This is a genomic window from Actinokineospora cianjurensis (assembly GCF_003663795.1).
Taxonomy (GTDB): domain Bacteria; phylum Actinomycetota; class Actinomycetes; order Mycobacteriales; family Pseudonocardiaceae; genus Actinokineospora; species Actinokineospora terrae.
On sequence record NZ_RCDD01000003.1, the window covers coordinates 561,125 to 585,851 of the forward strand.

Genomic DNA, 24,727 nt, shown 5'->3' on the forward strand with positions numbered 1-24,727 from the left:
AGGGTTTGGGGATGCGGTTGCGTTTGGGTGTATCGACGGCTGCCGGGGAGTTGGAGTGGAAGGAGGTGTTGGCCCCTGGTCGGGGGGTGGTCTACGAGATGATCACGCACGCGGATGCCGGTTTGGGGACTCGGTTGCACGAGTCGGGTTTCGGGGTTCATGGGATGGCGCCGTGGGGGTATGGGGCGCCGGTGTTCCCGGCGGCTCGGCGGCGGCGTGGGTGTTACGCGGTGGGTGGGTCGGGGGTGGTGGAGTTCGGCAGTCCTGTCCCGGAGGTGGTGGAGTCGTTGGGGCGGGGGTTGGCCGGGCAGCGGGTGATCGCCTGGGGTGGGGTCGCGTTGCGGGTGACCGGGATCGAGGTTGTGGAGCCGCCGAGGTTCGGTTCGGAGCGGGCGCGGTTCCGCACGGTGACGCCGGTGGTGATGAAGGGGTCCGGGCGCGATGAGTCGGGGGTGCGATCGACTCGGCAGGACTGGGTGTTGCCGGGCGAGCCGCAATGGGCGGAGTACTTCCAGGGGAATCTGCGCCGTAAGGCCGAGACGTTGGGATTGGCGCCGCGGGTGAGTCTGGAGTCGGTGACCTGGATCGGGCCGAAGCGGTCGTTCTCGGTGGGCAAGGGCGCGAAACCGGGAGCGGCGGTCGAGGTCGAGGTCGCCGGGTCCGCGGAGGTGTTGCGGGCGCTGTGGAGCTGGGGCCTCGGGCAGGCCAACTCGGTGGGCATGGGCTGGGTCGGCGCGTGACCGGCGTGGACCTCACCCAGTCGACCGTGGTGCTGACGGCGCATCCCTTGCAACGGGTGGGTGCCTACGCGATGGCCGCGTTGGCCGGGCAGAGTGGTGATTCCAGGCCGTATCCTGTTGCGCCGCAGGACTTTGAGCGCGTCATGGGGGTCGTCCGCGGGGACTTGGTGAGGGCGGCGTTGCTCAAGGACAGCAAGGTACCCGGGGGTTTCTGGTTGAAGATGAGCTATTCGTTGTTCCCCAACACGCCGGTGAACCATCCCAGCAATGGCAGGAAGTCGGCGTCTGAGATCGAGGCCGCGGTGGGGCGGTGGTTCACCCGGCCTGAGGCCGAGAAGTGGCCGGGGACGGCTTGTGTGTTGTGCGGTCGTGCGGCGGTGGGGTTCTACGGCAAGGCGGATGTGGCGCTGGCCGAGAGCGAGTCCTACCGCAACAGCACCCCGCGCGGGCATGCGGGGATGAGTCTGTGCTGGCCGTGTCTGATGTGTTTTCGGGCGTTGCCCTATGGGTGTCGGTTGACCGGTGGGCCTTCGATCACCGTGCACAGCTGGGATGAGCCTTTCCTGCGCCAGACGGTGGGTCGGCAGGTGCGGCGCACTCGGCGGCTGGCGGTTGTGGGAGACGCGGACGCGGTGGAGACCGAGGCGCGTGAGGTCACGGTGTTGACCGCGTTGAGGGACTATCACGGGCGTGTGCGCGCCGGTGTGGACTTGATGGTGTTCAACAACAACAACCGGGGTCAGATGCTGGAGGTCTGTTCCTTGTCTCAGCCGTTGGCTGAGTGGCTGCGGCGCGTCCCCCACGAGAAGGGGTGGGCCGCGGTGGAGCGCGCCCAGGCCGGCAAGGACACCCCGGGCAAGGTCGGGTTGGCGCGTAACGCGTTTCGCCGCCCGGAAAGCATCTTCGTGCGCGCGGTGCATGCGCTGATGCCCGCGGTGCTGGCCGGTGAGCGCGAGCACGTCCGAGCCGTGGTCACGCTTCTTCGTTCCTTCGTCACCGAGGTGTTGCTGATGCACGACAACGATCTACGGGAAATCGATGCGACCGCGGCCAAGATCGCGCTGCTGTTCGGGAAGGAGACCAGTGGCGGGAAGCTCAAGGGGTTGCGGGCCGCGCTGCGCGAGCCGCAGAAGCTGCGGAGCTGGTTGTCCACGCGCGCGGTCGAGTGGGCCATCGACCCGCGAGACGACGCCGCGGCGCCGTTTGTGAGCAGACGGGCTCTGGTGCTGATGTTCGGCCCCGATCCGGACAACCCGGCGTGGTTCTACCGGCAGTACCTCCTGATGGGTGTCCTCCAGGAGTTGGCGGTGGCCGGATGGCGGTCCCAGCATCCCGAGGACGACACGGACGGCCTCGACGAGGTCGACAGCCTGAGCGCAGACAAGGAGACCGAGCAGTGAGCTTCCTGGTGGGCAAGATCGCCCTCGACGTGGTCGCGGGCGCCCCCAACAACGGTAAATCCGAGGACAACATCAGTTGGGTCAAGCAACTCAGGGCGGGTAGAGACATCTTCCCCTACGTCTCGGCACAGGCGTTCCGCCGGTGGTTGCGTGATTCCCTGCCGCGTGAGGAACCGCGATCGACTGTGCACCGCTCCGGCAGCAAGGCCAAGCAGCAGGCGTTCACCGCGGGCAGGCCGGACCTCTACCTCGATGACGATCTGTTCGGGTACATGGTCGCGGTCAGCAAGGAGAACTTTCAGCGCGACACCGTGCTGGCGACCGGCACCCTGGTCTCGGTCGTCGCGCAGCGGCCGACCATGGACTACGGCACGATGAGCCGGGACTTCCCGGCAGACGCGCACCCGGTGCTGCACCACCACGAGCTCTACAGCGCGGTGCTGGCCGCGGACGTGCTGTTGGACCTGCCGCGTGCCGGGGTGTTCGAGACCGACGGCAGCGGCCTGCGGACGGCGTTCTCCGCCGACGTCGCCCGGGAGGCCGTGGAGAACGGGGCGCAGAGCACCACGTTGCGCGGAGTCAGCGCGGTGCGGCTCCCGATCGAGGAACGCAGGCGCCGCGTCGCGTTGATCCTGTCCACGCTGGCGATGGTGCGAGGCGGGGCGAAACAGGCCCTGCACTACGGGGACCGGGTCCCGAGCCTGGTGCTGCTCGCCCCCATGAAGGGCGGGGTCAACCCGTTCACCCGCGTGCTGGGCGCCGACCAGGGCAGGCCGGTGCTGCGGGCCGATGTGCTGCGCGAGGAGCTTGGGGCGTGGAACGACGAGGTGGACGGCCCGGTCCTGCTCGGTTGGGCGCCGGGGTTCCTCGGTGAGCAGCGCGAGCAATGCGCGACGGAACTGGCCGACCTGATCGAGGACGGGAAGGTCCTGCTGGGCCATCCGAGGGTGCTGCTCAGGGCGCTGGCCGAGCAGATCCGCCGCGGTGAGCGCGACGCCTGGTTCGAGGACCCCTCGGCGTGACCCACAACCGGATCCGCGCGCTGCGGGTGACGATCACAGCGCCGGTGGTGTCCTTCCGTGATCCGCTGTACCGGGGAATCCAGGTCGGACTGCCGTGTCCACCGCCCTCGACCGTCGCGGGCCTGCTGGCCGCGGCGGCGGGGGGCTGGGACCGCGTCGACGAGCGGACGCGGTTCGCCCTGGCCTTCCACGCCCGAGGCGTGGGCGTGGATCTGGAGACCTACCACCCGCTGGTCGCCTCCGGGCCTAATGCCTCGCCCGCGCCACGCACCCGGGAGTTCCTGGCGGACGTGGAGCTGACGGTGTGGTTGAGCGAGGACATCGACCGGTGGCACGCCCGGCTCCGCCGCCCGGTGTGGCCGCTGCGGCTGGGACGGAGTCAGGACCTGGTCGGGCTCTCGGTCGACACCGTCGAACTGTCCACCGGGCCCGGCACCCAACGCGGCGCGCTCGTGCCCCACACCGCCGCGGCAGCGGGCACGTTGTTGCGACTGCCCACCGCGGTCAGCGTGGCCCGCGACCGCACCCGATGGGACTCCTACCGGTTCGACCCCACCGGCAAGGCCGACAACCAGGTGGTGGACTCGTGGTCCACCGCAGATGGTCAGGCGGTGGTACTGCTGCCGCCCACCCACCCCCAGCGCGTGACCGAGGGGGTGCCTGAATGAGCACCGCGGCCGACGACCTCGCCGGGGTCATGGCCAAAAGCGCGGCGCGGGGCCGCAACGAGGAGTCACTGACCAGTCATCTCACCGCCACCCTGGCGGCGGCGCGGGAACTGCGTGACCGGGTGGGACGGATCCGGGTGACCGACACCATCCTGGGAGATCGTTTCTGGCCGGTCGTGTTCCTCGCCGCGCTCACCCACGACACGGGCAAGATCCCGCGGGGTTTCCAAGCGATGCTGGCCGGACGAACCAAGACCTGGGGCCAACGGCACGAACTGGTCTCGCTGGGATTCCTCGCCGAGCTGATCGACGACGAGACGGCGCTCGACTGGGTCGCGATCGCCGTGCTCACCCACCACCAGCCGCTCACCAGCGGCACCGGCGGCCGCAACCTGCAGGCCAGCTACGACGGCCTCGATCCCGCCCGACTGCGCGAGCGGCTCGGCCCGATCGACCCCGCGCAGGTCCGGGCCCTGCGGCGCTGGCTGCGCGCCACAGCCCACCGGGCCAGGCTCCCGATCACCCAGGTGAGCGCACCGGAAGAACCCGAGGACGTGGTCGAGGCCGCCGCCCGACTGTTCACGCACCTGCTGGATCAGTGGGAGGGCGCGGTCGACGCCGACACCGGACTGACCGCGGTGCTGATCCAGGGCGCGGTGACCTTGTCCGACCACCTGTCCTCCGCCGCGGGCTCCCTCGACCTCACCCAGCCCCTCGACGGTGACTTCCGCGCCCGGGTCGACAGGCGACTGGGCCAGAAGGGCCACGCCCTGCGCGAACACCAGGAACGGGCCGCCGAGGTCAGTGGGCACCTGCTGCTGCGCGCGCCGACCGGCAGCGGCAAGACCGAGGCCGCGCTGCTGTGGGCGGCCACCCAGGTCATCGAGCTGATCAACCTCGTCGGGGGCGTGCCCAGGGTGTTCTACACCCTGCCCTACCTGTCCTCGATCAACGCCATGGCCACCCGACTCGGCGCCGAACTCGGCAGCGCCGTCGGGGTCTCGCACTCCAAAGCGGCCTCCTACCACCTGGCGGCGGCCATGGCCTCCGAGGACGGCGAGGACCCCTGCCGGGTCGACGCCGCCACCAAGGCGCTCTCCCGCGCTGCGGCCACCCGCCTGTTCCACGAGTCGGTCCGCGTCGGCACCCCCTACCAGCTGCTGCGCGCCGCGCTGGCCGGGCCCGCGCACTCGGGCATCCTCGTCGACTCCACAAACTCGGTGTTCATCCTCGACGAGCTGCACGCCTACGACGCCCGCCGCCTCGGCTACACCCTGGCCGCCGCCCGACTCTGGGAGCGACTCGGCGGACGGGTCGCGATCCTGTCCGCCACCCTGCCCAACGCCCTGACCGCCCTGCTCGGCGACACGCTGCGCGAGCCGATCACCACCGTGGACACCCCCACCCTCGACCAACCACCCCGACACCGCCTGCGCACCCGCGACCACCACCTGACCGACCCCGCCGCGATCGCCGAGATCCGGCTGCGCCTCGACCGCGACGAATCCGTGCTCGTCGTGGCCAACAACGTCGCCCACGCCCTGGCCCTGTTCGACGCCCTCGCCCCCGCCGTCCTCGACCGCCACGGCCCCGACGCCGCGCACCTGCTGCACGCCCGATTCACCCGCGGCGACCGCTCCCGAATCGAGACCACCGTCCTGGACCGATTCGAAGCCGACCCGCACAAACCCCGACGCCCCGGGCTCCTCATCGCCACCCAGGTGGTCGAAGTGAGCCTGAATCTGGATTTCGACGTGCTGTTCACCAGCGCGGCCACCCTGGAGGCACTGCTGCAACGATTCGGCCGCGTCAACCGGCTCGCCGCCCGCCCGCCCGCCGACGTCATCGTCCACCACCCCGCGTGGACCACCCGCACCGGCGAACGCGGAGAGTTCGCCGACGGCATCTACCCCCGAGAACCCGTCGAGGCGGCCTGGCGAATCCTCACCGCGCACGACGGCGCGATCATCGACGAGGCCGATGCCAACCCCTGGCTCGACCAGGTGTACGCCACCCCCTGGGGCCGACGCTGGCACGACGAGGTCGATCGCTACGTCACCGAGTTCGACGAGAGTTTCCTGCAGTTCACCGACCCCTTCGACGACAGGTCCGACCTCACCGAGCATTTCGACAAACTCTTCGAGGGCACCGAGGCCATCCTCGCCCACGACCGCGACGCCTACATCAGCGCGCTCACACACGCCGACGGCCCCGCCGGACGCCTGCTGGCCGAGGAGTACCTCATCCCCATGCCCCACTGGGCGCACCGTCACTGCCGCTTCGACCGCGATCTGAAGGTCCGCGTCGTCGACGGCGACTACGACCCCGTCCGCGGTCTCCTCGCCGTTCGCGGACCCGCCGCCGCGGCCTACCAACCCGGAATGGTCCTGTGATCGGCCAAGACGACGTCGGCGGGGTCCACGTCAAATACCTCTACCACTGCCACCGGCAACTCTGGCTCTACGCCAGGGGAATCCGCCCGGAACACCTCAGTGCCGTTGTACAGCTGGGCGAGGCCGTGCACGACACAAGTTACACCCGCCGCTCCCCAGTGGAGCTCTGAGCGGCCCGTCTGGACTTCCTCGACGGGAAACTGTGGTCCACGAAGTGAAATCGTCCACCCGGCCAAGTCCGACCGATCAAGCACAGGGCCGCCGCTACTGTCACCGCCTGCGCCAGGTCGGGGTAGACGCCCAAGGCGCGGTCCTGCACTACCCCGCGACCCGTCGCACTCGCCGGGACCCCTACACCCCGAAGCAGCCAGGCAGGCCACGGCCGACATCGCCGAGGTGATCACCGTCGTCACCTCCACCACCTCCCCGCCCACACTGACCCGAAACTCCTGCCGCGGGAGCAGCTTCACCGACTACTGCTGGACGGAATGACCCATGCCCGCCGCGTCGAGGACCTACTGGCTGACCACCACCTGCCGAATCCGCCGCAAGGACGAGTCCCTCGTCATCGAACGACCCGACACGGACAAAGTCCACATCCCCATCACCGACGTCCGCGACATCGTCGCCTGCGCCGAAGTCGACATCAACACCGCCGTGGTCGCCCTGCTCAACCGACACCGCATCAACATCCACCTGCTCAGCCACTACGGCGACTACGCAGGCTCACTGCTGACCTCCGACACCAGCACCTCAGGCGAGACCGTGCTCGCCCAAGCCCGCACCGCGGGCGACCCCACCAGAAGCCTGGCCATCGCCCGCTCCCTTGTCGACTCCTGCGCCTTCAACGTCCGCCGCGTCACGCCACGAATGGGGACCCACAACCACCGCACCCCACGACATCCTCTGACCACCCCAACAAAACACCCCGGCTAGGGCCACAGACCATGCCGCTTTCAGCGACACCCCGAGCCCCACAACGCAACCGGAGGTTCGCTGCAAACCCACCCCAACCAACCCGCCCAACACCATTCCTGACCAGCACCTTTACCTTCGGGTCCTCATCGCCCCTACGAGGGGTCGCAACCGGCGAACTGCCTGTCCTGGGCGCTGGAGTCCGGTTAGGTCCTCATCGCCCCTACGAGGGGTCGCAACCTGCGCGCGGGTCCGAGGCGTGGGCGGTGCTGTGCAGGTCCTCATCGCCCCTACGAGGGGTCGCAACCGGCGAACTGCCTGTCCTGGGCGCTGGAGTCCGGTTAGGTCCTCATCGCCCCTACGAGGGGTCGCAACCTGCGCGCGGGTCCGAGGCGTGGGCGGTGCTGTGCAGGTCCTCATCGCCCCTACGAGGGGTCGCAACATGTAGCAGTGCTCGCACCCGGCGCTGACCTTGGTGTCCTCATCGCCCCTACGAGGGGTCGCAACATGGATTGCCCTGGGACCAGTCCGTCCGGTGACCTGTGCTCATCACCCCTACTAGGTGTAGCAACAACCGGTGAGCGATCAGCCCAGTCCTCGGTGCGGCCGTGCTCGCTCCGAGGCCGAGTCGATGTCCGTCCAGGCCAGCGGTCCGCGGTATCGCGTGACGCGGACCGGCCGGAGGGTTGACTATCGGGGCGGCGAGCGGCGGCGGGTCAGGGGGCCACCAGGTCGGCGCTGAACTCGCCGTCGGCGACGCCTGCCCGGAAGGCAGCCCACTCGTGGTCGGTGAAGGTCAGAGTGGTCGTGGTGTCGCGGGCGCGGACCGTCCACGCGTTCGGTGTGGTGCTGACCTCGACGGCGCCGTTGTCGTTGGTCAACCGCCCGGCGGTAACCTCGTCGATCCAGCGAGTCCACTGGGCGCGGGTAAAGGTAATGGCGGGGCTGTCGGCGATCTTGGTGTCACGGATCTCGGCGCCGGTGTCGGTGAGCCTGACCTCGACGCAGCCGTTGCCTTGGTCGCTGTGGGACGACTTGTGCCATCCGGTGCGGCGCGGGGTGCTGGGCATGGCTCCTCCGGAGGTGTTCATGTGACGGCGTCGAGGTGGGAGCGGATGGCATTGATGCTGTCGGCCGGCGACAGCGCGGCCTGCCTCAACCGCTCGACGGTGCGAGTGTACCCAGCGACCTGATCTTGGTCTTGGACGTAGAGGGCGCCGTTGACGACCTCGACGTAGGCGATGGGCTGTGCGGCGGTGAAGTGCAGCACCGAGAACGGGGTGACTAGGCCGTCGTGGGCGCCGAGCGCGGTCGGCAGGATGCGCAGGTCGACGTTGTCGCGGTCGGCGAGTTCGACCAGGCGCCGCAACTGCTCGAGCATGACCGTTGAACCGCCGATGGGGCGTTGGAGGACCGCTTCTTCTAGGAGCGCGGTGACGCGCAGGGGCGGGTCGCCGTGGAAGAGGCGTTGTTGGCGCTCCATTCGCAGGCGCACGACCCGGTCGCCGTGGTCGGGGCTGACGCGGATGTTGCCCGCGGTCACTCCATGGGAGTACTGCTGAGTCTGCAGCATGGCGGGCAGTACCAGCGGCGAGTACCAGTGGGCGTCGCAGGCGAGACCCTCCAGGCCGACGTAGGTACGCAGCCAGTCCGGGACCACGTCGGTCCACGGCGCCCACCACATCTTCTGCCCCGCGCTGCCCGCGAGTGAGGCGAGCCGGTCGACGTCGGCCTGGTCGGCTCCGTAGAGGCGCAGCAGCGTGGTGACCTCGTCGGGTCGCTGCTGGTTGCGGCCCGCTTCCATGTGGCTGATCTTCCCGACCGAGCAGCCGATCGCCTGGGCCGCCTCGGTGACAGTTCTGCGCGCCTGCTTGCGCAGTCGGGTCAGCTCGACGCCGACCAGCCACTGGACGGCGAAGGGGTCCTCGCGATCGGGCACCGGTGTCGCTCCTCTCGTCTCGCGGGGCGTCACCTCGGGTGACCACGGTGAGTGGCAGGCGACGCCACCCAGAAGCCGTATAGCTCTACGTAAAAGTTTACGTAGACTTCTCGCATGGTCGAGGCCACCGTAGCGGGCGATCGGCCACCCCGGCGGGGCGGCGCACAGGCCGCCGACACCCACGACCAGGAGTCGCGCATGACCTGGTGGCGTCGATCGCGGCAGCCTCGCGCCTGGCAGGCGACAATCCGCTGCAGAGATGGGCGCGGCCGCCGAGCCAGGATGGCGGTGCGGCTCACCGGCAACGGTCACATCGCCCTCACCGGAGCCGGGATCGGCCCGACGGTGCTGAGCCTGCGGCAGGCCGCCCTGCTCCGCGATGACCTGCACCGGGCCGTGTTCATGTACCCGGGCTACGGCATCCCCGCTGGCTCCGCCATCACGCGCGCCGTCGTCACCGTGGTCCGTCACGAGAAGGGACGGATCGCATTGATCACCCCGGTCGGGCACGTGGACCTGGCTCTGTTGCAGGTCGGTCGACTTCGACGAGCCCTGCTCACTGCGAACGCGGAGTCGACCTCGCGGACATACGTGGGCGCACCCACTGAACCCGCGATGCGACAGGGCATCGAAGCCGTCGTGGCTTCACACGCCATTCCCGACCGCGTCGTGCGCACCACACGATGCCTCTCACACACGTCGAGCACCGGAGGAGCACTGTGACCGACGCCGACACCATGATCGACAGTGGCCGGGTCACCATCGGCAAGCGGTTCGAGTTCAGCGCAGGCCACGAGCTGAGGACTCTCGGTTCCGGGCATCGGTGCTTCGGCAACCATGCCCACAACTACGTCGTGACCATGACGGTGGTGGTCGCCGACGCGCTCGACGAGCTCGGGTTCGTCACCGACTTCGCCACTCTGGCGCCGTTCGGCCGGTATCTGGCCGGCGCCTTCGACCATCGGTTGCTCAACGACATGGTCCCCGACGTGCGAGGCGCTGGCGGTGTATCTGGGTCGGTGGTTCATCGAGCGGATCGAACCGGGGATCTGCGGGCAGTCGGTGTCGATGCGGGTCGCGCAGACCCCGCGATCGGGGGCGACATGGCACCGGGCCTGAGCGCCGCCCTGCCCTGCACTGGCGCTGGTAGGCGGCCGGGGTCCGAACAGGTGCTGGCGGAGCGGTTCGTGTCGGTGTTGGAGCTGGGCTGGAACCTGTCCCCGTGCCTGTACGTGCTGACCGGGGCGAGGTGACCACGCCCGATGGCGTCGATCGCGTTGGACCTGTCGTGGACCGAGTTGCACGCCGCCGCGGCCGAACTCGCCGAGGCCGTGCGCGTGGACGGGCCGCCGGAGGTAGTGGTCGGGGTGCTGCGCGGCGGGATGATCCCCGCCGTCGCCCTGGCCCACCTGCTCGGGGTACGCGACGTGCGCGGAACGGCGGTCACCCACACCCTCGCCGATACACCCGGCGCTGCCAAGACCACGCGGCCGCGAGTGGTGAACCCGGCGTCGCTGGGCGAGCTCGGCGGGCGCGACGTGCTGCTCGTCGACGACGTCGCCGGGTCCGGCGACACCCTCGACACCGCCGTGGAGCTGATCAAGGCGGCGGGAGCGCGGCGGGTGCGCACCGCGGTGCTGGTGGTCAACACCGTCAACTGGGCCGCGCGCGGCCGCGCCGAGGCCCCGCACGCCACCTACGACTACCTGGCCCGCACCTGCGCGGGATGGGTCCGATTCCCCTGGGAGACACGATGACCACCCCCGTCCCCACACCGGTGCTCACCGAGGAGTACCGGACTCGGCCGGGCACCCCGATGATCGGGCCCTACAGCGTCAACCAGATGGACGACTTCTACTCCGCCCTCGCGCGCGGGGAGGTCAAGCCGACCGGGATCATGAACTACCTGCAGCGGCTGTTCATCACCGAGCGGGTCCGCGACGGCGACCGGGTACTCGACGTGTGCTGCGGGCGCGGTTTGCAGCTGCCGCCGCTGCTGCGCTACCGGCCCGGCCTGGGCGGCTACGTCGGCGTGGACATCAGCCCCGACAACCTCACCGAGGCACGCACCCGCCTCGACGCGCTGCGCGGGATCTACCCCGACGGGTTCGGGGTCGAGTTCCACGAGTTCGACGTCGCGGGCCCGTGGCCTGAACTGGGGTTGTTCGAGGTGGCGGTCTACACCTCCGCGCTGGAGCACCTGCCCCGTGACCTCGGCGTGGCCAGCCTGCGCCACACCGCCGCCGCGCTGGCCCCGGGCGGGCGGCTGTACCTGTCGACGCCGAACACCCCCGGCGACCCGCCGCGCCGGTTGCAGCACCGGGTGCACGTCTACGAGTGGTCGCACGACGAACTCGCGGCCGTACTCGGCGAGGTGGGGTTGGCCGTGCTCGATGTCGTCGGAATCCTGCCCCGGTCACCGGCGACGTCGAGCCGCTGCTCGACGAACGCTTCGGGCCTGGCGCGGCCGCGTTGCACCGGGAGATGGCCCGCCACGCCCCCGCCGCGTTGCTGGGCCCGGTGGTCTCCACCGCCCTGGGCGGGCATGCCGGCGAGGTGCTGTTCGTGTGCGAGCGGCGGACCTCGTGACAACCGGGCCGTTGTGGGTGTCGTTGGAGGGTCCCGAGGGTGTGGGCAAGACCCACCTCGCCCGCAGCGTCGCCGCCCGGGTCTCGGGGTGCCGGTTACTCGAGGAGATCACCGACAGCGACGTCGATCCGTTCACCGGCGCGGTGGTCGCCGCGCTGAGCGCGGGCGGGGACCGGTTCCTGCGCACCGGGCACCCGCGCGCCGAGACCCTCGCGCTGCTCGCGCTCAAGGCCCGTGCCCGCGAGGCCGTCGACGCACTGCCGGCGCCGCCGCCGGTGGTGCTGGAGGATCGCGGGATCGACACCGTCGCCCTCTACCAGGCCGTGATCCTCACCCCCGCCACCGGCGACCCCGCCACCGACCATGACCGCGCCTGGTCGGTGGCGCAGCAGCTCTACCGGGCCGCGGCGGCGTGGGTGGCGCTGCCGGATCTGACGGTGCTGCTGCTCGACGACCCGGACGCCTGCGCGGCCCGCTGGCACATGCGCGAAGGCACCCCGTTCACCCCCGACGAACAGGACCTGGTGCGGCGCGCGACCGCGCTCTACCGGCGCCTGGCCGATGCCGAACCCGGCCGGGTCGTCGTGCTCGACCGGGGCGACCGCACCGAGGAGCAGATCGTCGACGCCCTGGAGAAGATCGTCACTGCGGCGCTGCGCGCCCGCGACACCGGAGGTGGACATGTCGCCGCGTCGTGACCGGACCTTGTTGTGGGCGCTGCGTTCCCCGTGCAACCTGGCCTGCGACTACTGCTACTTCGGCACCCTGGAAGAGCACCGCGAGACCCCACCCACCCAGCCGGGACAGCTCAGTCACCTGCCCCATGGGGACCTGCCCTTGTCCACGATCACCCGGTTCCTGTCCACCGCAGGCGATTCCGGCATCGGCCGGGTGTTCCTCGCCGGGGGCGAACCGCTGATCTGGACCGGCACCCCCACCGTGCTGCGCCTGCTGCGCGAGGCGGGGATCGAGACCACGGTGTGCACCAACGGCGTCCCGCTCAACCGCGACCACGTGCGCGCGACGCTGGCCGAGCATGCGGTGGGGGCGGTGTCGGTGTCGCTCGACTCGCTCGACCCGGCCGTGAACGACTCCCACCGCTCGGCCCGCAACCACAAGGACGGGTGGCGCACCGTCGTCTCCGGGCTGCGCGCCCTGCTCGACGACCCCGCCCACACGGACACGCGGGTCGCGGTCTGCACGGTGATCTCCCGCCACACCCTGCCCACCCTGGCCGCCACAGCCGCGTTCGCCGCCGACCTCGGTGTCCACTACTTCGTCCCGCAGCCGATCTCCCTGGCCCACGACCACCCCCTGCACGCCGAACTCAGCCTGCGTCCCGAGGACGTCGACACCGTCACCACCGTCCTCGACCGCGTCCACCGCGAGTTCGGGGACCGGTTGGCGTTGCCCGCGCCCGCCTACACCCGCCAGATCGCGTCCACCATCACCACCCACCACCAGTCGGTCCGGTCCAGTTTCGGCGGGGCGCGGCTGGCGTTCGTCCAGCCCGACGGCAGCGTCTGGGACTGCCCCTCGGCCTACCGCATCACCGCCACCGTCGGCACCCACCGCAGCATCGCCACCGCCACCGCCGCCGACCTGTTCCCCGCGGGTCCCACCGGCGACGGCCGCGAGTGCGGCGTGTTCAGCCGCGACTGCGTGAGCATGTGGCCACTCATGGACTTCCCCGCCCTCACGGGCACGACATGACCACACCGACCGCGCCCACCGGGCATCCGGCCGCCCCCGACCCCGTGGTGGAGATCTATGAGCGGCGGCTGGCCGCGCGGCTCGGTGTCGAGCACGTCGTCGCGGTCTCCAGCGGCACCGCCGCCCTGCACTGCGCCCTGGCCGCGCTCGGCGTCGGCCCCGGCACCGAGGTCCTCGTCCCCGCCCTCACCGTGATCATGTCCGCCGCCCCCGTGGCGCACCTGGGTGCGCGGCCGGTGTTCGTCGACTGCCTACCCGACGGCGACCTCGACCCACACGACGCAACCGCCAAAACCACCCCGCGCACCGCCGCCATCATGCAGGTGCAGCTGTGGGGACGGACCGGGAACCAGACGCTGGCCCGCGCCCTCGCCGACCGCCACGGGTTGCCGCTGGTGGTCGACTCCTGCCAGGCCCTGGGCAGCACCGTCGACAGCCACCAAGCGGGCCTGCACGGTGACGTCGCCTGCTTCTCCACCCATGACCTGAAACTGCTGCGCACCGGCGAGGGCGGATTCCTCACCACCGACAACCCGACCATCGCCGCGCACGCCCGCGCCTACCGCTCCCACGGCCACACCCCCGACGGACCCGCCGGGCTCGGGCACAACTACCGGCTCGCCGCTGCCCTCGCCCACCTCGGACTCGCCGAACTCGACCACCTCGACGACACCTTGGCCCACCGCGTCGCCCTCACCACCCTCGCCCACCAGTTGCTCGCCGAGGTGCCGGGCCTGGAACCGGTCCCCGCCGATCCCGGGTGCAACCACTACGCGCCCCTGGCACGCATCACCCTCCCCCGCCCCCGCGCGTTCGCCGAACACCTCGCCACCCGCGGGGTGCCCAACTCCACCGGCACCTTCGGACTCGTCCCCCTCGACCACCGACCCCAACTCGCCGACACCGAGGCCACGGGTGCGCGGTGTGCGACCGCGGCCGAGGTGCTGGAGGGCATACTGGCCCTCGTGCTCACCCACCGTGACGACGAGGCGAGCGTCCGCCGCCACGTCGACACCATCGCCCGGGAGGTGGCCCGATGGACATCCCGCCACTGATGGCCGACCTGCAGGACCTCGACATCACCCTGGTGGTGATCGACTTCGAGTACACCACCCCCACCGGCCGCCCCTGGGTGCCCATCGAGATCGCCGTGCAAGCCGTCCGCGCCCGCGACGGCCACTGGCAGCCGGGGACCGGGCACGCCGAGCTGATCCGCCCCGACGACCTCGCCGACGTCACCGACTTCGACATCGGCCAGACCGGCATCACCCCGGCCATGCTCGAGAGCGCGGCACCCGCCGCCGAGGTCATGGCCCGCCTCGACGCCCGCTTCGTCGACGGCCCCTACGTCCTGGTGGCCCACCACGCCCCCGCCGAGGCCCGCCTGCTGCACGCGCTGCGCGACCACTGCCCGCGACTGGCCCGCACCGAGCTACTCGACACCGTCCGCCTCGCCCGCGACCTCTACCCCGACCTGGGCGGCGGGCACGGCCTGGACAACCTCACCCGCCACCTCCAGATCCCCGTCCCCCCGGACCGACACCGCGCCATGGCCGACGTCCGACTCACCACCAAACTGCTGCGCCGCATGACCGACACCGGCCACTGGACCAGCCTGCGGCACCTGCGCGAGATCGCCGGACTCACCCCCGAATCCGCCCGCCCCCACCAAGCCAGCCTGTTCGGTTAGCCACCAAGCAGACACCGCGCTCCGACCATCCCCGGGAGCCCCCCGTGATCCCCTCCCCCACCGCCGGCACCGGCACCGGCACACCCAGGGGAACCCTGGTCTCGATCGAGGGCGTCAACGGCGTCGGCAAGACCTACCTCACCCACCGCCTCCTCGAGCAGATGAACAGCCGTGGACTCCCCGCGCCACGGGTGATCGAGGAGTTCTCCGCGCGCACCGGCACCACCGACCTCGGCCGCGCCCTGCTCACCGCCCTGCGCGCCGCCGCCGGAGGCGACTACTTCCTGCGCGGCGGACACCCCCGCTCCGAAACCCTGCTGCTGGCCATCAAAACCCACGACCACCACACCGCCGAGCCCGCGCTCCGCGCCGGGCACACCGTCATCGAAGGCCGCGGCCCCCACACCACCGCCGCCTACCAAGCCGCGATCCTGCACCCCGACGACGACACCGCCGCCGAACACACCGCCACCAGAATCCTCGCCGAGACCACCCGCTGGCGGCCGCTGCCGGACCTCACCGTCATCGTCACCGACGACCTCGACACCGCCCTGGACCGCGCCCACACCCGCGACCGGCGCCCCTTCAGCGCCGACGAGCAGCGACTCCTGAACCGGGCCGTGCGGCTCTTCGAGCACCTGGCCACCACCGACCCCGACCGGGTACGGCTGCTCGACCGACGCGTCCACAACCCGGTGGCCGCCGTCGCCCTGCTCACCGAGTGGATCGCCCACACAACTCCACGCCCACCCGCGCCACCACTCGACGCGGGCTGACACCCACGGTCAGGCCAGGTTCGCCGACTCCAACACCCGCCACGACCGCGCCGCGTCCCCAGCGGAGATCAGCTCGTCGATGATCGGGAACAACGCCCCCGCCAACATCCTGGTGTCGTCGAACATCTCCAGCCCAGCCAGCTCGTCCTCGCCATACCAGCCGAACGGGTGCGCTGGCTCCCGCTCCGGCACCAGGGACTCCGCCAACGCCAGATACTGGTGATCCATATGCACATGCGGCACGTCCAGGTGGTTGTCCGCGGGCACTGGCATCTCGTTGACCCACCACGGCGCCACCACCGCCGGATGCGGATACCCCATCGGCACCAACGGTGCCGGGCCCGGCACCAACCGCACCCCCAACCCCGACTCCTCCATCGCCTCCCGAACCGCTGCCTCCGCGGCCGTCTCGTCCGCCTCCACGTGCCCACCCACGATCATGTGCCGCCCCAGACGCGGCTGAACCACCAACCCCAACCGCCACCCCTGCGGGAAACGGTGGAACACGAACGTCGACGCCGTGGAGTGCTTCAGCTTCGTCACACCGAGGATCCTGCCGCACAACCTGGGATACCCCACGACCGGCCGAGTTCGCCCATCCCGGCCTGGCCTGGCCGCTCACCTCGCCGGTGTCGGCTGCGCTCCCAGTGATCCGTCTGGGTGCAGGTGATAGCCGGTCCACCACCAGCGTGGAACCCCCTGCCACCACGGCTTGTCACCGCTGGCGGTGTCCATCTCGGCCACCCGCATGATCGACTCCATCGCCGCCAGCCGCGCCCTCATCGGCCTGACCATCACGATGGCCTCGGAGGGCACCGCCACTCGCCTGCGCCGCGCCGGTTTCGGCTCCTGGAGGGAGCGGCCGACGCGGGCGAGGAGTGCTTGGTCGCGGCCGAGGACATCGCCCCCGGGTCGCCGCCTCGCTGACCGAGCACCTGGGCCGACTGCGCCCCGAACTGCGGCGCCTGCGCCAGCTCGGTGTGTCGTTGGATGTGCTCGAGGACGACCTGTCCCCAGTCGTGGTCACCGACGCGATCAACGACCCGAGTACCGGCGAGAAGGTCCCCAAGCCCGTGTTTCAACACCTGTGCGAGAAGGCGGGCGACCACACCGGACACCGGCGCGCCGGGGTCCTCGCCGACGGGCCCAACTCGCCACGACCCCATTCCTAGCGTCGAGGCGACTGTCAGGAGTCCTCGGGTTGTCGGTCATCGACCGACTCGGCGTAAGGCGTCAGCGGCGTGCGGCAGGCGGGCATCGGAAGTGGGGATGATGGCGATGGCGCGGGCGACTTCTGGGATTGCGAGCCGCGCACGGCTGACGACGACGTGCAGGGTTCACCCGAAATGGCGACCCCGGCGACCGTGACGGTCAAACCGGTGAGCGGAATCACTGTGCCCGCCATGCTCCCTGAGGCGCACCTGAGCATCGACCTCGACAGCCTCCCGCAGCCCGGCCTCCTTCCTGTGGCAGGAACCCGGCCAAAGCCCGCCCGCGCTGACCATGGTGCCGTCGGCCGGTTGTATGCGAACGTGGTTGATCCCACTGGTATCCGGGCGGTGGCAGGAGGCCACCATAGGACGGCTTTCTGGTCCGAAGGGACGGGGCGTGGGTGCGCGGTCCGCTACACCCGCGGTCAGGAGTTCGCCGCCGCCTGCGGCAGCAGGCTGACTGATCGGCTAGTTGAGACCGATCAAGAAGAGTCTGAGATTGGCCACGGCATCCCCCACCAGCTCACCGCGGCTAATCACCGCTTGCGAGTCCGCTTCGCCGTATGCCCGCCAGGTTGAGGCCATGCACTTGGCGACGCCAACTCGTAGTTTGGATGTGAGCTGGTCGTGCTCTACGGAGTGCGAGCTGGACTCGGCCAAGCGGAAGACAGTGTCGGCAGCCGCGTTCGCCCATCTCACTATCTCGCCGTCGTTACCAAGTTTGATCTCCCCTCGTAGTAGGTCTACTGCCTCGCCGACTTGCGACGCAAGTTCAGAGAACCTAGGTGTCGTTGGGGAGTCGGGTCCCATGGCCGCATAGTCTATGCGAGGTACCCGCGCGCCTGTGCGTGGGACGTCGTCACCTGCCCTGACGGAAGGGCTCGCCGCACCGCGTGTAAGTACCCACAAGAGGCGGTCTTGAGGGGCATGCCTCACGGTAAGTGGTCTTCCACGGGATCGGTGCCTGGCAATCCAGCTACCCGACTGCCGAACCGGTCTTGGCCACCCCCGTCTCAGGTAGAGATACCGCCTGATCGCCAACTCCGGCCCGATTCATCCAGGCTCCTGACCGACAGCGCACATCCACTCCGGCGTGAAGACCCCGGTGAACCTGTTCCATGCGACGCAATACTCCCGCGACTCCGGTCCCACGTACGGCCAGATCGACTCGAGGTCGAACCCTTCGTCCCATGCATGGAGTATGGCCTCGAGGAATCCGGTCGCAGCTGCATTCTTCTCCTCCTCGTTCCCGTCCCGCACCGCGTCCTCCACCAAGCGGAATGCCTTCCGCGCCGCCACTCGGTCTAGGGTGTCGAAGACCTCGATGAAGTGCTGCGCCGCCTCGCCCGCCTGCGGTACCGGGAGCTCCTCGGTCATGTAGCTCGGCACGTACCCGATGTCGATGCTGATCTCTCTCAACCATGCGTGTTCGATCATCCCATGCCTCTCCAGGCAACTTTCGTTTACCGAACAAGGGTCATAACAGCCGTACTATCGTCGGTCGCGGGCAGTTTCGCTTGTACGTCAGCGATTCTCAAGGCAGCGCAATGCAGGATCGCATAGGTGCTTCGCGGTGGCGCGGCAAACCCAGGCACGCCAAGTAGATCTTCTGCGGCCGTGTTCGGGTGCATTCGCTTCCGCCGCACGGCCCGGCATGGTCGCGGTCGCCACGGCCAATCCCGTCATCACCGACCCCGAGTATCTCCGGTCGACCTGGATACAAGCAGCGGCCAGCCCGAAACAGGCACGCGACCCGGTGCGGCTCGCAGTGGTGGGAGGGGCGGCGAGCGGCCGGTTCGGTGGCGACCTCTACTTGCGCAACGTCGACAGCCGGTTGGTGTCCGGGCGCAGGGCGAGGTCGTGGTCGAGCAATACGGTGAGCGCCTCGGGTGGACGGATGTCGGTGTGGGTGCGGTACCACTCACGCAGCCAGGCCCGGACGTCGGCGCGGGAGATCGTCAGCGGCTCGCCCCCGCGCCCCCGCAGGAAGGCGCTGGTGAAGTCGTCGATGGGCAGGTCGACGACGTCGACGGGCGAGGCTGCTGTGGCGTCGGTCAGGATCGTGACGGCAGCGGTCCGCACCCCGGACGCGGGCGAGGCGCCCCAGCCGAACGGCCTTCCGGACTGTGCGGTCAGGCGGCGAAGCATCGTGGTGGTGTCCCCGTCGTCGGCTTCCACGGTGAGCCGGTCGGCGGGCGCGGTGTCGGCGCGATAGAAGACGGTGGTGTCCGCGGTGTCGAGCAGAAACGGGTCGATCGGCCAACACACCTTGCACGGCTTCCACGCCCGTCTCCCGCGGCCGCGGGAGTCGAGTGTCCATGCTCGTGCCTCCCGGATCGACAAGCAGCGGGAGCCGTGGCGCGTGCCGACGCGGCCATCACCGGGAGGCGGACCGTAGGGCAGGCCCCACCACTGACCTCCGGGCTCGTGTTCCTCCCACTCGAACTCGACGGCCTCCCCGGGCAGGACCAGTCGGCGCTGGTTGCTGTCGTGACAGTGAACGAACTCTCGCAGGGTGGGTTCCAACGGGGCTGGCTGGGCGTGGGCGAATTGACAGTCGCGCAGATGCAGCGTGGAAGTGGAGGTGGAGTAGGGATAGGCGACCGTCCCGGCCTCCCAGCGCCGCGTGGCTTCCTCGTGCGCGCGACGGTCCCGGGCGTAGACCTCCTCGTGCGCGGCGCACCGCGCGCACCCCTTGGAGTGCAGTAACGGGTTCACCCGCAGGCGCACACCCTCCACCACACCGCTGGCGATCAACTCTCGGGTCACCGCGGTGTACTCGGCTGCGGTGCACCACCCCAGCGCCTCGAACTCCCGCGCGAGCTCGCTGGTCAGCTTGGCCGTGGACCCGTGGTTGTCATCCAACCGCACCAGCACCGCGAAGTGCAGCGGCGAAGGCACCGTCGGCGAGAACAGCGCCTGTGGGTCGAGCCCCATGTCCCCGCGATGTGGATCCCCCGGAACGACCGCACACATCTCCTCCATGCTGGGATGCTCCCATTGTCGCGCCCGAGAGCGTCACCGACCCCGTCTGCTCACGGCCGAGTGTGGGCGCAGGGTCGGTGGTGCAGTCCCTAAAGCCGGTCCACCAAGGGGGATTCGGCGATGCATCGGACGGCCGAGCCATACGGCTGCGAGAGCGATCCTGCGGTCTCTTCGGGCACCGGGCCTCGACACACCGTCACCGACCGCACATCGATCCGCGAAAGCGAGGTGGGTGTTGCCGGGCCAACGATGAGCCGCGTCGGCGCTGATCGCACCGGCGCAGATAGCACATCCACGGCTGCTTGCTCGTCGTGTCCCCGATGGGCGCGCAGGAGGGCCTGAGCGAGTTGACCAACGGCCTGATCGACCGCCATGTCCATGCTCACCTCGACAACGCTACAGGCCATCGATCCAGAGCCGGATGGATGCCCGTTCCTTCGACCGATCAGCAGAGACTAGCTCGTGCGTCCAGTGGCTGGGAGTGGTGCCGGCGGTCCCGGCAACGTCGCTTCGACGGTCGATCTATTCGGTAAATGCGTTTCAGAACAACACAATTCTCTCGGCTTTCGCCAACACCGATAGGGTGATCACCGAGGCCGATGTCGGGCGAGCAAGCTCGGCCGGGGGCCAGGGGCAAGAAGCGGAGCATGGAAGGTCGTCGACCAGTCGGTCCTGTGGGGCGAGCTCATCCAGGACGGGAACCGTCCAGAGCCTGCCGCCGCGCAGCAGAGGCGTGGTGAGCCCTAGGAGGCTTCGGGGGATGGCTATCGGCGGGTCTTTCTCCATGCGCACCACCATCAACGCTGTCAACACACATGGAGTTCAGCGTCAGGCGGAGGCTAAGCGCCGGTCGTCGGGGGTGAGATGTTCCAGCAGCGCGGGCAGCGCCGGGGCGGGCAGGCGCAGGATCGGGCCGGTGGGACTGGTCTTGCTGTCGCGGATCCCCACAGCCCCAGGAAGGTGGGCGATTTCGACGCAGGCCTCGGTCGGCTGGCTGGCAGTGGCTTTGCGCCACCTCGGAGACAAAGCGATGGTCACCGGGAGTCCTTGTCGTAATCGTCGACGATGGCGTGCAGGACACGCCTCGTGTCCTGGGGGGACAGAGCGTTGCTCTGCTGGCGGGCGAACAGCTCTGTGTGGGCGCGGACGCGGTGTGGGTCGCGCAGGTAGTGGGCGTCGCCGGCCTGTTCGACGTAGACCACGGTGAGAGGGTCGACCTCGTCGCGGCCGGGGACGTGCACGACGCTGTAGCCGAGTGAGGCGAACGGCGCGGACGCGGCATCGAACGGCAGCACCCGCAGGTCCACTCGCTCCAGGGCGGCGACGTCGAGCAGCGCACGTAGCTGGTCGGCCATGACCTCGGGGCCGCCGCGAACGCGTCGCAGGCACGACTCAGAAAGCACGAACTCCACTCGCGGCGGATCGTCGCGGGTGAGCAGGGCCTGGCGTTGACGCACGCTGTGGGCGACGAGGTCGCCGCCGGTGACGACCCCCGCGCCTGCCTCCAGCGCCAGCCGGTAGGTCACGGTCTGCAGCAGACCGGGCACGGTCTCGGTCTGGTACTGGCGCAGATGACCCGCGCGTTCCTCCAGGTCGATCATCAACCGGAACGGCGCCGGGAACATCTCCTGGTGCACGCTGCGCGCCCCCGCCGCGCGCGCCAGCCCGGTCAGGGTCTCGGCGTGCTCGGCCGACGCCCCGTACGCGGTGGCGAGCGCGCGGGCGTCGTCCGGGGTGATCCGAGACTGGCCGGTGCGCAACCGGTTCACCTTCGAGGTCTGCCACCCCAGCGCCCGGGCCACCTCGGCATCGCCACGAGCGGCGGTGTCCTTGAGCTTGGCCAGGGCGTGCAGCAGCATGACCTGCGGAACCGTCTGCGTGACCGCCATGTCCGCCACCACCTTCCTCCCCGCCACACCCACACAGCTTCACCCGGACAGCTCAGCAGGAAATAGGAATTCCTACGTACTGTGGGTGGCATGGTCGACGCGCAGTCTAGAGAAGCAGGGCACCCGCGATGATCACCGGTCGACACCCCGACCCCACCACAGCCGAACCGCACCAGGGCGCCCTCACGCCCCGGCGATCATCGATCGCGGTGTGCTGGGGCACCAACCGCCGCCAGGACCTCGATGTCGGGCCGGCCCACGCCGTCCGCCTTGGGGACACCAGCGGCTGGTGCGGCCACCCCGTCACCCACTTATGGCGACAACGCCCCACCGTCGCCGCGGGGACCTGCGCGGACTGCAGCCGCCTCATCATGGAAGCGGTGTTCCCCCTCCGGGACCAACCCGCCCCCATCCCGCTCCCCTGGCCCCACGACGCCCCCAGCCTCGCGCTCATGGGCAGGGTCCTCCACGGCCTCCGCCGCATCCCCACCATGAACTCCGGTCGACACCGCCGCCCCCAACAACCGACACGCTGACCGAGCACGCCCGACCACCATCGGCACCGCGGGGACGCGTGAACGCCGCGATCAGCAAGTACGCCGCTGGCATCGCCGACCATGCGGCCGTGCTCGCCCCCACCCGAGCCGAGGCGTTCCTGTCCAACCGCGGCGCAGCGCCCGCACCGCCTGCGGGACTTCCTCAGAGCAACCGCGACCACCACACCGGGCCACGGCGCGTTGGGCACCTCGCCGACGGGCCGTACTTCGCCACGCCCGCATCCCCGGCGTCGCGGCGGCTGTCAGGTGTCCTCGGGTTGTCCGTCCTCGACCGATGCCACGTGAGGCGTCGGCGGTGTGCGGCAGCCGGTCACCACGGCGTCGGGTGCGGGGATGATCTCGATGGTGATGATGCGGTCGCCGTTGGCCAACGCCGCGCGGATCTCGTCAGGATCGCGGAGCCGGGCCCGGCTGATACCCACGTGCAGCGGGTGGACCGGGATGGTGACCTCGGCGACCGTGACAGCCAAGCCGGTGAGCCCGAGGTCGAGGCGCGCGCCATGGTCGCTGGTGAGGTAGTCGAGGTAGGCGCGCGCCTCGTCCGGGTTGCTGTGCTGGTGGCAGGCCACGACCTCGCGGGGCAGCGGCACCTGCTCACCGCGCAGCCAGCCCGCCAGGAACGCGACCGTGTGTCGGTGCCGCGGCGCGCAGGCCGCGGGCATGGGAAGCACTACCCCGAGTTCGTCGCCGATGAGCACCACGTCCCGCACGGCCACGGCCAGTGCGCTGAACTCCTCGGTGGGAACACGGTGGGCGGGGTCGAGCGGGATCGGGTCGGTGTCGGCGAGGGTGATCGCCATACCGGGCGCGTGGTCGAGCACGTCGAGCGCCTCGACGGTACGTAGCAACACCTCCGGATCCACGACGTCGCCCGGGTCTAGTTCGCCTAGGGCGAATCGCAGTGCCAGACCGACGGTGATCCCGTCGCCCGGGTCGGCGGTGGGCGGCTGGTCGAGCCGGAGCTGGACGGTCAACACACCGGTGGTGTCGCGGCCGTGGACCACCATGCCGCGCTCGCCGACGGTGGCGTGGGTCAGGCTCAGCCTCAGCGGCCGCCCGAACCGGTCCTCGGCGTCGCGCGGGCGCAGGGTCGCCGGTCTCGGGAACCCGGTTCCGACGCGCCGCTCCGGCAGGCGCATGCCCACCTGCTCCCACGGCAGGCCCAGCGCGGCCAGGGCGGCGTTGTCCACACGCGTGATCCGGCCCGGCTCGAGCACGAGCCCGCTGCCGTAGCCGATCGCGTCCGTCACCGCGGCCGTGAGCTGTTCGCCGTCGGGGTCATCCGCGGCCGGGTCGCAGTGGACCGTGATGTGCTGTGGCGGCGCGGTGGGTCTGGGTCGCACGGTGACCGCCGCTCGCCCATCGAGCCAGGCGAAGTCGACACCCCAGATCGGCGACGCCTCCTCGACCCGACGCCCCATCGCCGCCAGCCGCGCCACCAGGTCCGGGACCCCGCCGAGCAGGGCGGCCTGCTCAGCACGCAGTTCCCGCAACGCGGTCACCACCTCGTACTCGGGTGTGGTGAGCACGTACCGGGCGATGCCGGGACTCTGCACGAGCTGCGATTCCAGCCACCTCACGTCATGGAACTGCAGCGCAAACGGAACCCGTTCACGCAACCTCTCGAACCACGCCAGGTCACCGGGTGTCGGGTGCACCGGGGCCACCAACGTCCACGACGCCGGTTCCCGGCGCGCCGCCCGGCCCAAGGACTTGATCACCTGCCTGCGCTGGGACGACCCGAGCCGGGTGAAACTCTTGAACTCCAGGGCACGCCGCTCATCGGCGACCCAGGCGTCGACGCCCCCGTCGCCACCGGCCCCGTTGACCGTGCGCACCCGGCCCGGATAGGCGGCGTGCATGACCAAGTCGAACAACATCTCGGCCTTGCGCGGCGACTCCGCCAACTCGTCCCACCGCACCCGCACCGATCCGCGCTCCAGCCTCTCGCCCCTCGGTCTTTCGACCATGGTCCACCTCCACACCGACAGCGCGAACACTGGGACCACCTGGCTTCAGGCCCATTCCACCGGGTTCGCAGGTCTGCCATAGCCACTCGTATGTCCCAAGGCGCGCCGTGTGTGTGCGGGTAGAGCATCAGGCGCGGCCCGGACCCCGCGTAGCAGTGAGCACAGGTCAACTGGCACCGGCCGGTGACCTCCAACCAGAGAAACCCGGTCCGCACCAACGTGTCGCCGTCCGCCCGATCCGGCCCCGAATAGCCTAGCGGCGTGTGCCGC

Annotated in this window: 25 protein-coding genes and 2 pseudogenes; 18 read left to right on the plus strand and 9 right to left on the minus strand. The window is 70.1% G+C overall.

Annotation, left to right across the window (positions count from 1 at the left end):
- Nucleotides 1–11: 11 nt before the first annotated feature.
- The 8 genes from CLV68_RS35735 to cas1 all read left to right on the plus strand — a co-directional run bounded on the left by CLV68_RS35735 (nt 12) and on the right by cas1 (nt 7,159).
- Nucleotides 12–740 (plus strand): CRISPR-associated endoribonuclease Cas6, encoded by a 729-nt coding sequence (locus CLV68_RS35735; protein ID WP_121392798.1) that lies wholly within the window; start codon nt 12–14, stop codon nt 738–740.
- Nucleotides 737–2,140, plus strand: a complete 1,404-nt coding sequence (locus tag CLV68_RS22120) for a hypothetical protein (RefSeq protein ID WP_121392799.1) — start codon at nt 737–739, stop codon at nt 2,138–2,140. Before CLV68_RS35735 ends, CLV68_RS22120 begins: the two co-directional genes overlap by 4 nt.
- Nucleotides 2,137–3,162, plus strand: coding sequence for a type I-B CRISPR-associated protein Cas7/Cst2/DevR (cas7i, locus tag CLV68_RS22125; RefSeq protein WP_121392800.1), 1,026 nt, complete (start codon nt 2,137–2,139; stop codon nt 3,160–3,162). The genes CLV68_RS22120 and cas7i overlap by 4 nt, the downstream gene beginning before the upstream one ends.
- Nucleotides 3,159–3,830, plus strand: coding sequence for a CRISPR-associated protein Cas5 (gene cas5, locus CLV68_RS22130; RefSeq protein WP_246010042.1), 672 nt, complete (start codon nt 3,159–3,161; stop codon nt 3,828–3,830). Before cas7i ends, cas5 begins: the two co-directional genes overlap by 4 nt.
- Nucleotides 3,827–6,223 carry a CRISPR-associated helicase Cas3' gene (gene cas3, locus CLV68_RS22135; protein WP_121392801.1) on the plus strand — a complete coding sequence of 799 codons (2,397 nt, stop codon included), beginning with the start codon at nt 3,827–3,829 and terminating at the stop codon, nt 6,221–6,223. Before cas5 ends, cas3 begins: the two co-directional genes overlap by 4 nt.
- On the plus strand, nt 6,220–6,393 hold the full coding sequence (locus tag CLV68_RS35740) for a Dna2/Cas4 domain-containing protein (protein ID WP_281274685.1): 174 nt from the start codon (nt 6,220–6,222) through the stop codon (nt 6,391–6,393). The genes cas3 and CLV68_RS35740 overlap by 4 nt, the downstream gene beginning before the upstream one ends.
- Nucleotides 6,394–6,437: 44 nt before the next feature.
- Nucleotides 6,438–6,623, plus strand: coding sequence for a PD-(D/E)XK nuclease family protein (locus tag CLV68_RS35745; RefSeq protein ID WP_281274686.1), 186 nt, complete (start codon nt 6,438–6,440; stop codon nt 6,621–6,623).
- Between the two features lie 95 nt (nt 6,624–6,718).
- Entirely contained in the window at nt 6,719–7,159 is a 441-nt protein-coding gene (cas1, locus tag CLV68_RS22145; RefSeq protein ID WP_211346714.1) for a CRISPR-associated endonuclease Cas1, read from the plus strand.
- Nucleotides 7,160–7,854: 695 nt separating this feature from the next.
- On the opposite strand, the gene CLV68_RS22150 is transcribed toward cas1, so the two are convergent.
- A complete protein-coding gene (locus CLV68_RS22150; RefSeq protein ID WP_170224519.1) occupies nt 7,855–8,208 on the minus strand; it encodes a DUF397 domain-containing protein in 354 nt (117 codons plus the stop codon).
- 17 nt (nt 8,209–8,225) lie between these two features.
- Nucleotides 8,226–9,077 (minus strand): helix-turn-helix domain-containing protein, encoded by an 852-nt coding sequence (locus tag CLV68_RS22155; RefSeq protein WP_121392803.1) that lies wholly within the window; start codon nt 9,075–9,077, stop codon nt 8,226–8,228.
- 282 nt (nt 9,078–9,359) lie between these two features.
- Between CLV68_RS22155 and CLV68_RS22160 the strand changes: the two genes are divergently transcribed.
- From CLV68_RS22160 to CLV68_RS22200, 9 genes and pseudogenes are all read left to right on the plus strand, one after another.
- Nucleotides 9,360–9,800, plus strand: a complete 441-nt coding sequence (locus CLV68_RS22160) for a hypothetical protein (protein WP_147460111.1) — start codon at nt 9,360–9,362, stop codon at nt 9,798–9,800.
- The gene (locus CLV68_RS22165; RefSeq protein ID WP_211346715.1) at nt 9,797–10,330 is read left to right on the plus strand and encodes a 6-carboxytetrahydropterin synthase; all 534 of its coding nucleotides are present in this window, start codon (nt 9,797–9,799) and stop codon (nt 10,328–10,330) included. Before CLV68_RS22160 ends, CLV68_RS22165 begins: the two co-directional genes overlap by 4 nt.
- Before the next feature lie 9 nt (nt 10,331–10,339).
- The gene (locus CLV68_RS22170) at nt 10,340–10,834 is read left to right on the plus strand and encodes a phosphoribosyltransferase (protein WP_121392805.1); all 495 of its coding nucleotides are present in this window, start codon (nt 10,340–10,342) and stop codon (nt 10,832–10,834) included.
- Between the two features lie 140 nt (nt 10,835–10,974).
- A pseudogene (locus CLV68_RS36030) lies at nt 10,975–11,457 on the plus strand (class I SAM-dependent methyltransferase); the annotation flags it as partial.
- A gap of 187 nt (nt 11,458–11,644) precedes the next feature.
- Nucleotides 11,645–12,364, plus strand: coding sequence for a hypothetical protein (locus CLV68_RS35385; RefSeq protein WP_246010043.1), 720 nt, complete (start codon nt 11,645–11,647; stop codon nt 12,362–12,364).
- A complete protein-coding gene (locus CLV68_RS22185; protein ID WP_121392808.1) occupies nt 12,348–13,379 on the plus strand; it encodes a radical SAM protein in 1,032 nt (343 codons plus the stop codon). Before CLV68_RS35385 ends, CLV68_RS22185 begins: the two co-directional genes overlap by 17 nt.
- On the plus strand, nt 13,376–14,434 hold the full coding sequence (locus CLV68_RS22190) for a DegT/DnrJ/EryC1/StrS family aminotransferase (protein ID WP_121392809.1): 1,059 nt from the start codon (nt 13,376–13,378) through the stop codon (nt 14,432–14,434). The genes CLV68_RS22185 and CLV68_RS22190 overlap by 4 nt, the downstream gene beginning before the upstream one ends.
- Nucleotides 14,416–15,069 carry a 3'-5' exonuclease gene (locus tag CLV68_RS22195; RefSeq protein ID WP_211346716.1) on the plus strand — a complete coding sequence of 218 codons (654 nt, stop codon included), beginning with the start codon at nt 14,416–14,418 and terminating at the stop codon, nt 15,067–15,069. Before CLV68_RS22190 ends, CLV68_RS22195 begins: the two co-directional genes overlap by 19 nt.
- Nucleotides 15,070–15,113: 44 nt before the next feature.
- Complete coding sequence (locus tag CLV68_RS22200; RefSeq protein ID WP_170224522.1) at nt 15,114–15,845, plus strand: nucleoside/nucleotide kinase family protein; 732 nt, start codon at nt 15,114–15,116, stop codon at nt 15,843–15,845.
- 9 nt (nt 15,846–15,854) lie between these two features.
- Here the strand turns inward: CLV68_RS22200 and CLV68_RS22205 are convergent, their stop codons facing one another.
- Entirely contained in the window at nt 15,855–16,388 is a 534-nt protein-coding gene (locus tag CLV68_RS22205) for an NUDIX domain-containing protein (RefSeq protein WP_246010044.1), read from the minus strand.
- A 190-nt stretch (nt 16,389–16,578) separates the two neighbouring features.
- On the opposite strand from CLV68_RS22205, the pseudogene CLV68_RS22210 reads away from it, so the two are divergent.
- Nucleotides 16,579–16,948, plus strand: a pseudogene (locus CLV68_RS22210) (NAD-dependent DNA ligase LigA); the annotation flags it as partial.
- Between the two features lie 1,161 nt (nt 16,949–18,109).
- Here the strand turns inward: CLV68_RS22210 and CLV68_RS22220 are convergent.
- The 6 genes from CLV68_RS22220 to CLV68_RS22250 form a co-directional block, all read right to left on the minus strand.
- On the minus strand, nt 18,110–18,493 hold the full coding sequence (locus tag CLV68_RS22220; RefSeq protein ID WP_121392811.1) for a DUF7674 family protein: 384 nt from the start codon (nt 18,491–18,493) through the stop codon (nt 18,110–18,112).
- 372 nt (nt 18,494–18,865) lie between these two features.
- Nucleotides 18,866–19,993, minus strand: a complete 1,128-nt coding sequence (locus CLV68_RS22225; RefSeq protein ID WP_121392812.1) for a hypothetical protein — start codon at nt 19,991–19,993, stop codon at nt 18,866–18,868.
- Nucleotides 19,994–20,130: 137 nt separating this feature from the next.
- Nucleotides 20,131–20,427 (minus strand): hypothetical protein, encoded by a 297-nt coding sequence (locus CLV68_RS33470; protein WP_147460112.1) that lies wholly within the window; start codon nt 20,425–20,427, stop codon nt 20,131–20,133.
- Nucleotides 20,428–20,869: 442 nt separating this feature from the next.
- On the minus strand, nt 20,870–21,079 hold the full coding sequence (locus tag CLV68_RS22235) for a DUF397 domain-containing protein (RefSeq protein WP_246010045.1): 210 nt from the start codon (nt 21,077–21,079) through the stop codon (nt 20,870–20,872).
- Nucleotides 21,076–21,930 (minus strand): Scr1 family TA system antitoxin-like transcriptional regulator, encoded by an 855-nt coding sequence (locus CLV68_RS22240; protein ID WP_147460113.1) that lies wholly within the window; start codon nt 21,928–21,930, stop codon nt 21,076–21,078. Before CLV68_RS22240 ends, CLV68_RS22235 begins: the two co-directional genes overlap by 4 nt.
- 799 nt (nt 21,931–22,729) lie before the next feature.
- Entirely contained in the window at nt 22,730–24,457 is a 1,728-nt protein-coding gene (locus tag CLV68_RS22250; protein ID WP_170224523.1) for a hypothetical protein, read from the minus strand.
- Nucleotides 24,458–24,727: the final 270 nt, after the last annotated feature.

What these genes read in the sequence shown, in the direction of transcription:
- CLV68_RS22185 (WP_121392808.1), top strand. Translation starts at nt 12,348, where the DNA reads ATGTCGCCGCGTCGTGACCGGACCTTGTTGTGGGCGCTGCGTTCCCCG.
- CLV68_RS22195 (WP_211346716.1), top strand. Translation starts at nt 14,416, where the DNA reads ATGGACATCCCGCCACTGATGGCCGACCTGCAGGACCTCGACATCACC.
- CLV68_RS22240 (WP_147460113.1), bottom strand. Translation starts at nt 21,930, where the DNA reads ATGGCGGTCACGCAGACGGTTCCGCAGGTCATGCTGCTGCACGCCCTG.
- CLV68_RS22160 (WP_147460111.1), top strand. Translation starts at nt 9,360, where the DNA reads ATGGCGGTGCGGCTCACCGGCAACGGTCACATCGCCCTCACCGGAGCC.
- CLV68_RS22250 (WP_170224523.1), bottom strand. Translation starts at nt 24,457, where the DNA reads ATGGTCGAAAGACCGAGGGGCGAGAGGCTGGAGCGCGGATCGGTGCGG.
- cas3 (WP_121392801.1), top strand. Translation starts at nt 3,827, where the DNA reads ATGAGCACCGCGGCCGACGACCTCGCCGGGGTCATGGCCAAAAGCGCG.
- CLV68_RS22225 (WP_121392812.1), bottom strand. Translation starts at nt 19,993, where the DNA reads ATGGGGCTCGACCCACAGGCGCTGTTCTCGCCGACGGTGCCTTCGCCG.
- CLV68_RS35735 (WP_121392798.1), top strand. Translation starts at nt 12, where the DNA reads ATGCGGTTGCGTTTGGGTGTATCGACGGCTGCCGGGGAGTTGGAGTGG.
- CLV68_RS22170 (WP_121392805.1), top strand. Translation starts at nt 10,340, where the DNA reads ATGGCGTCGATCGCGTTGGACCTGTCGTGGACCGAGTTGCACGCCGCC.
- CLV68_RS22190 (WP_121392809.1), top strand. Translation starts at nt 13,376, where the DNA reads ATGACCACACCGACCGCGCCCACCGGGCATCCGGCCGCCCCCGACCCC.
- CLV68_RS22220 (WP_121392811.1), bottom strand. Translation starts at nt 18,493, where the DNA reads ATGATCGAACACGCATGGTTGAGAGAGATCAGCATCGACATCGGGTAC.
- cas1 (WP_211346714.1), top strand. Translation starts at nt 6,719, where the DNA reads ATGCCCGCCGCGTCGAGGACCTACTGGCTGACCACCACCTGCCGAATC.
- CLV68_RS22150 (WP_170224519.1), bottom strand. Translation starts at nt 8,208, where the DNA reads ATGCCCAGCACCCCGCGCCGCACCGGATGGCACAAGTCGTCCCACAGC.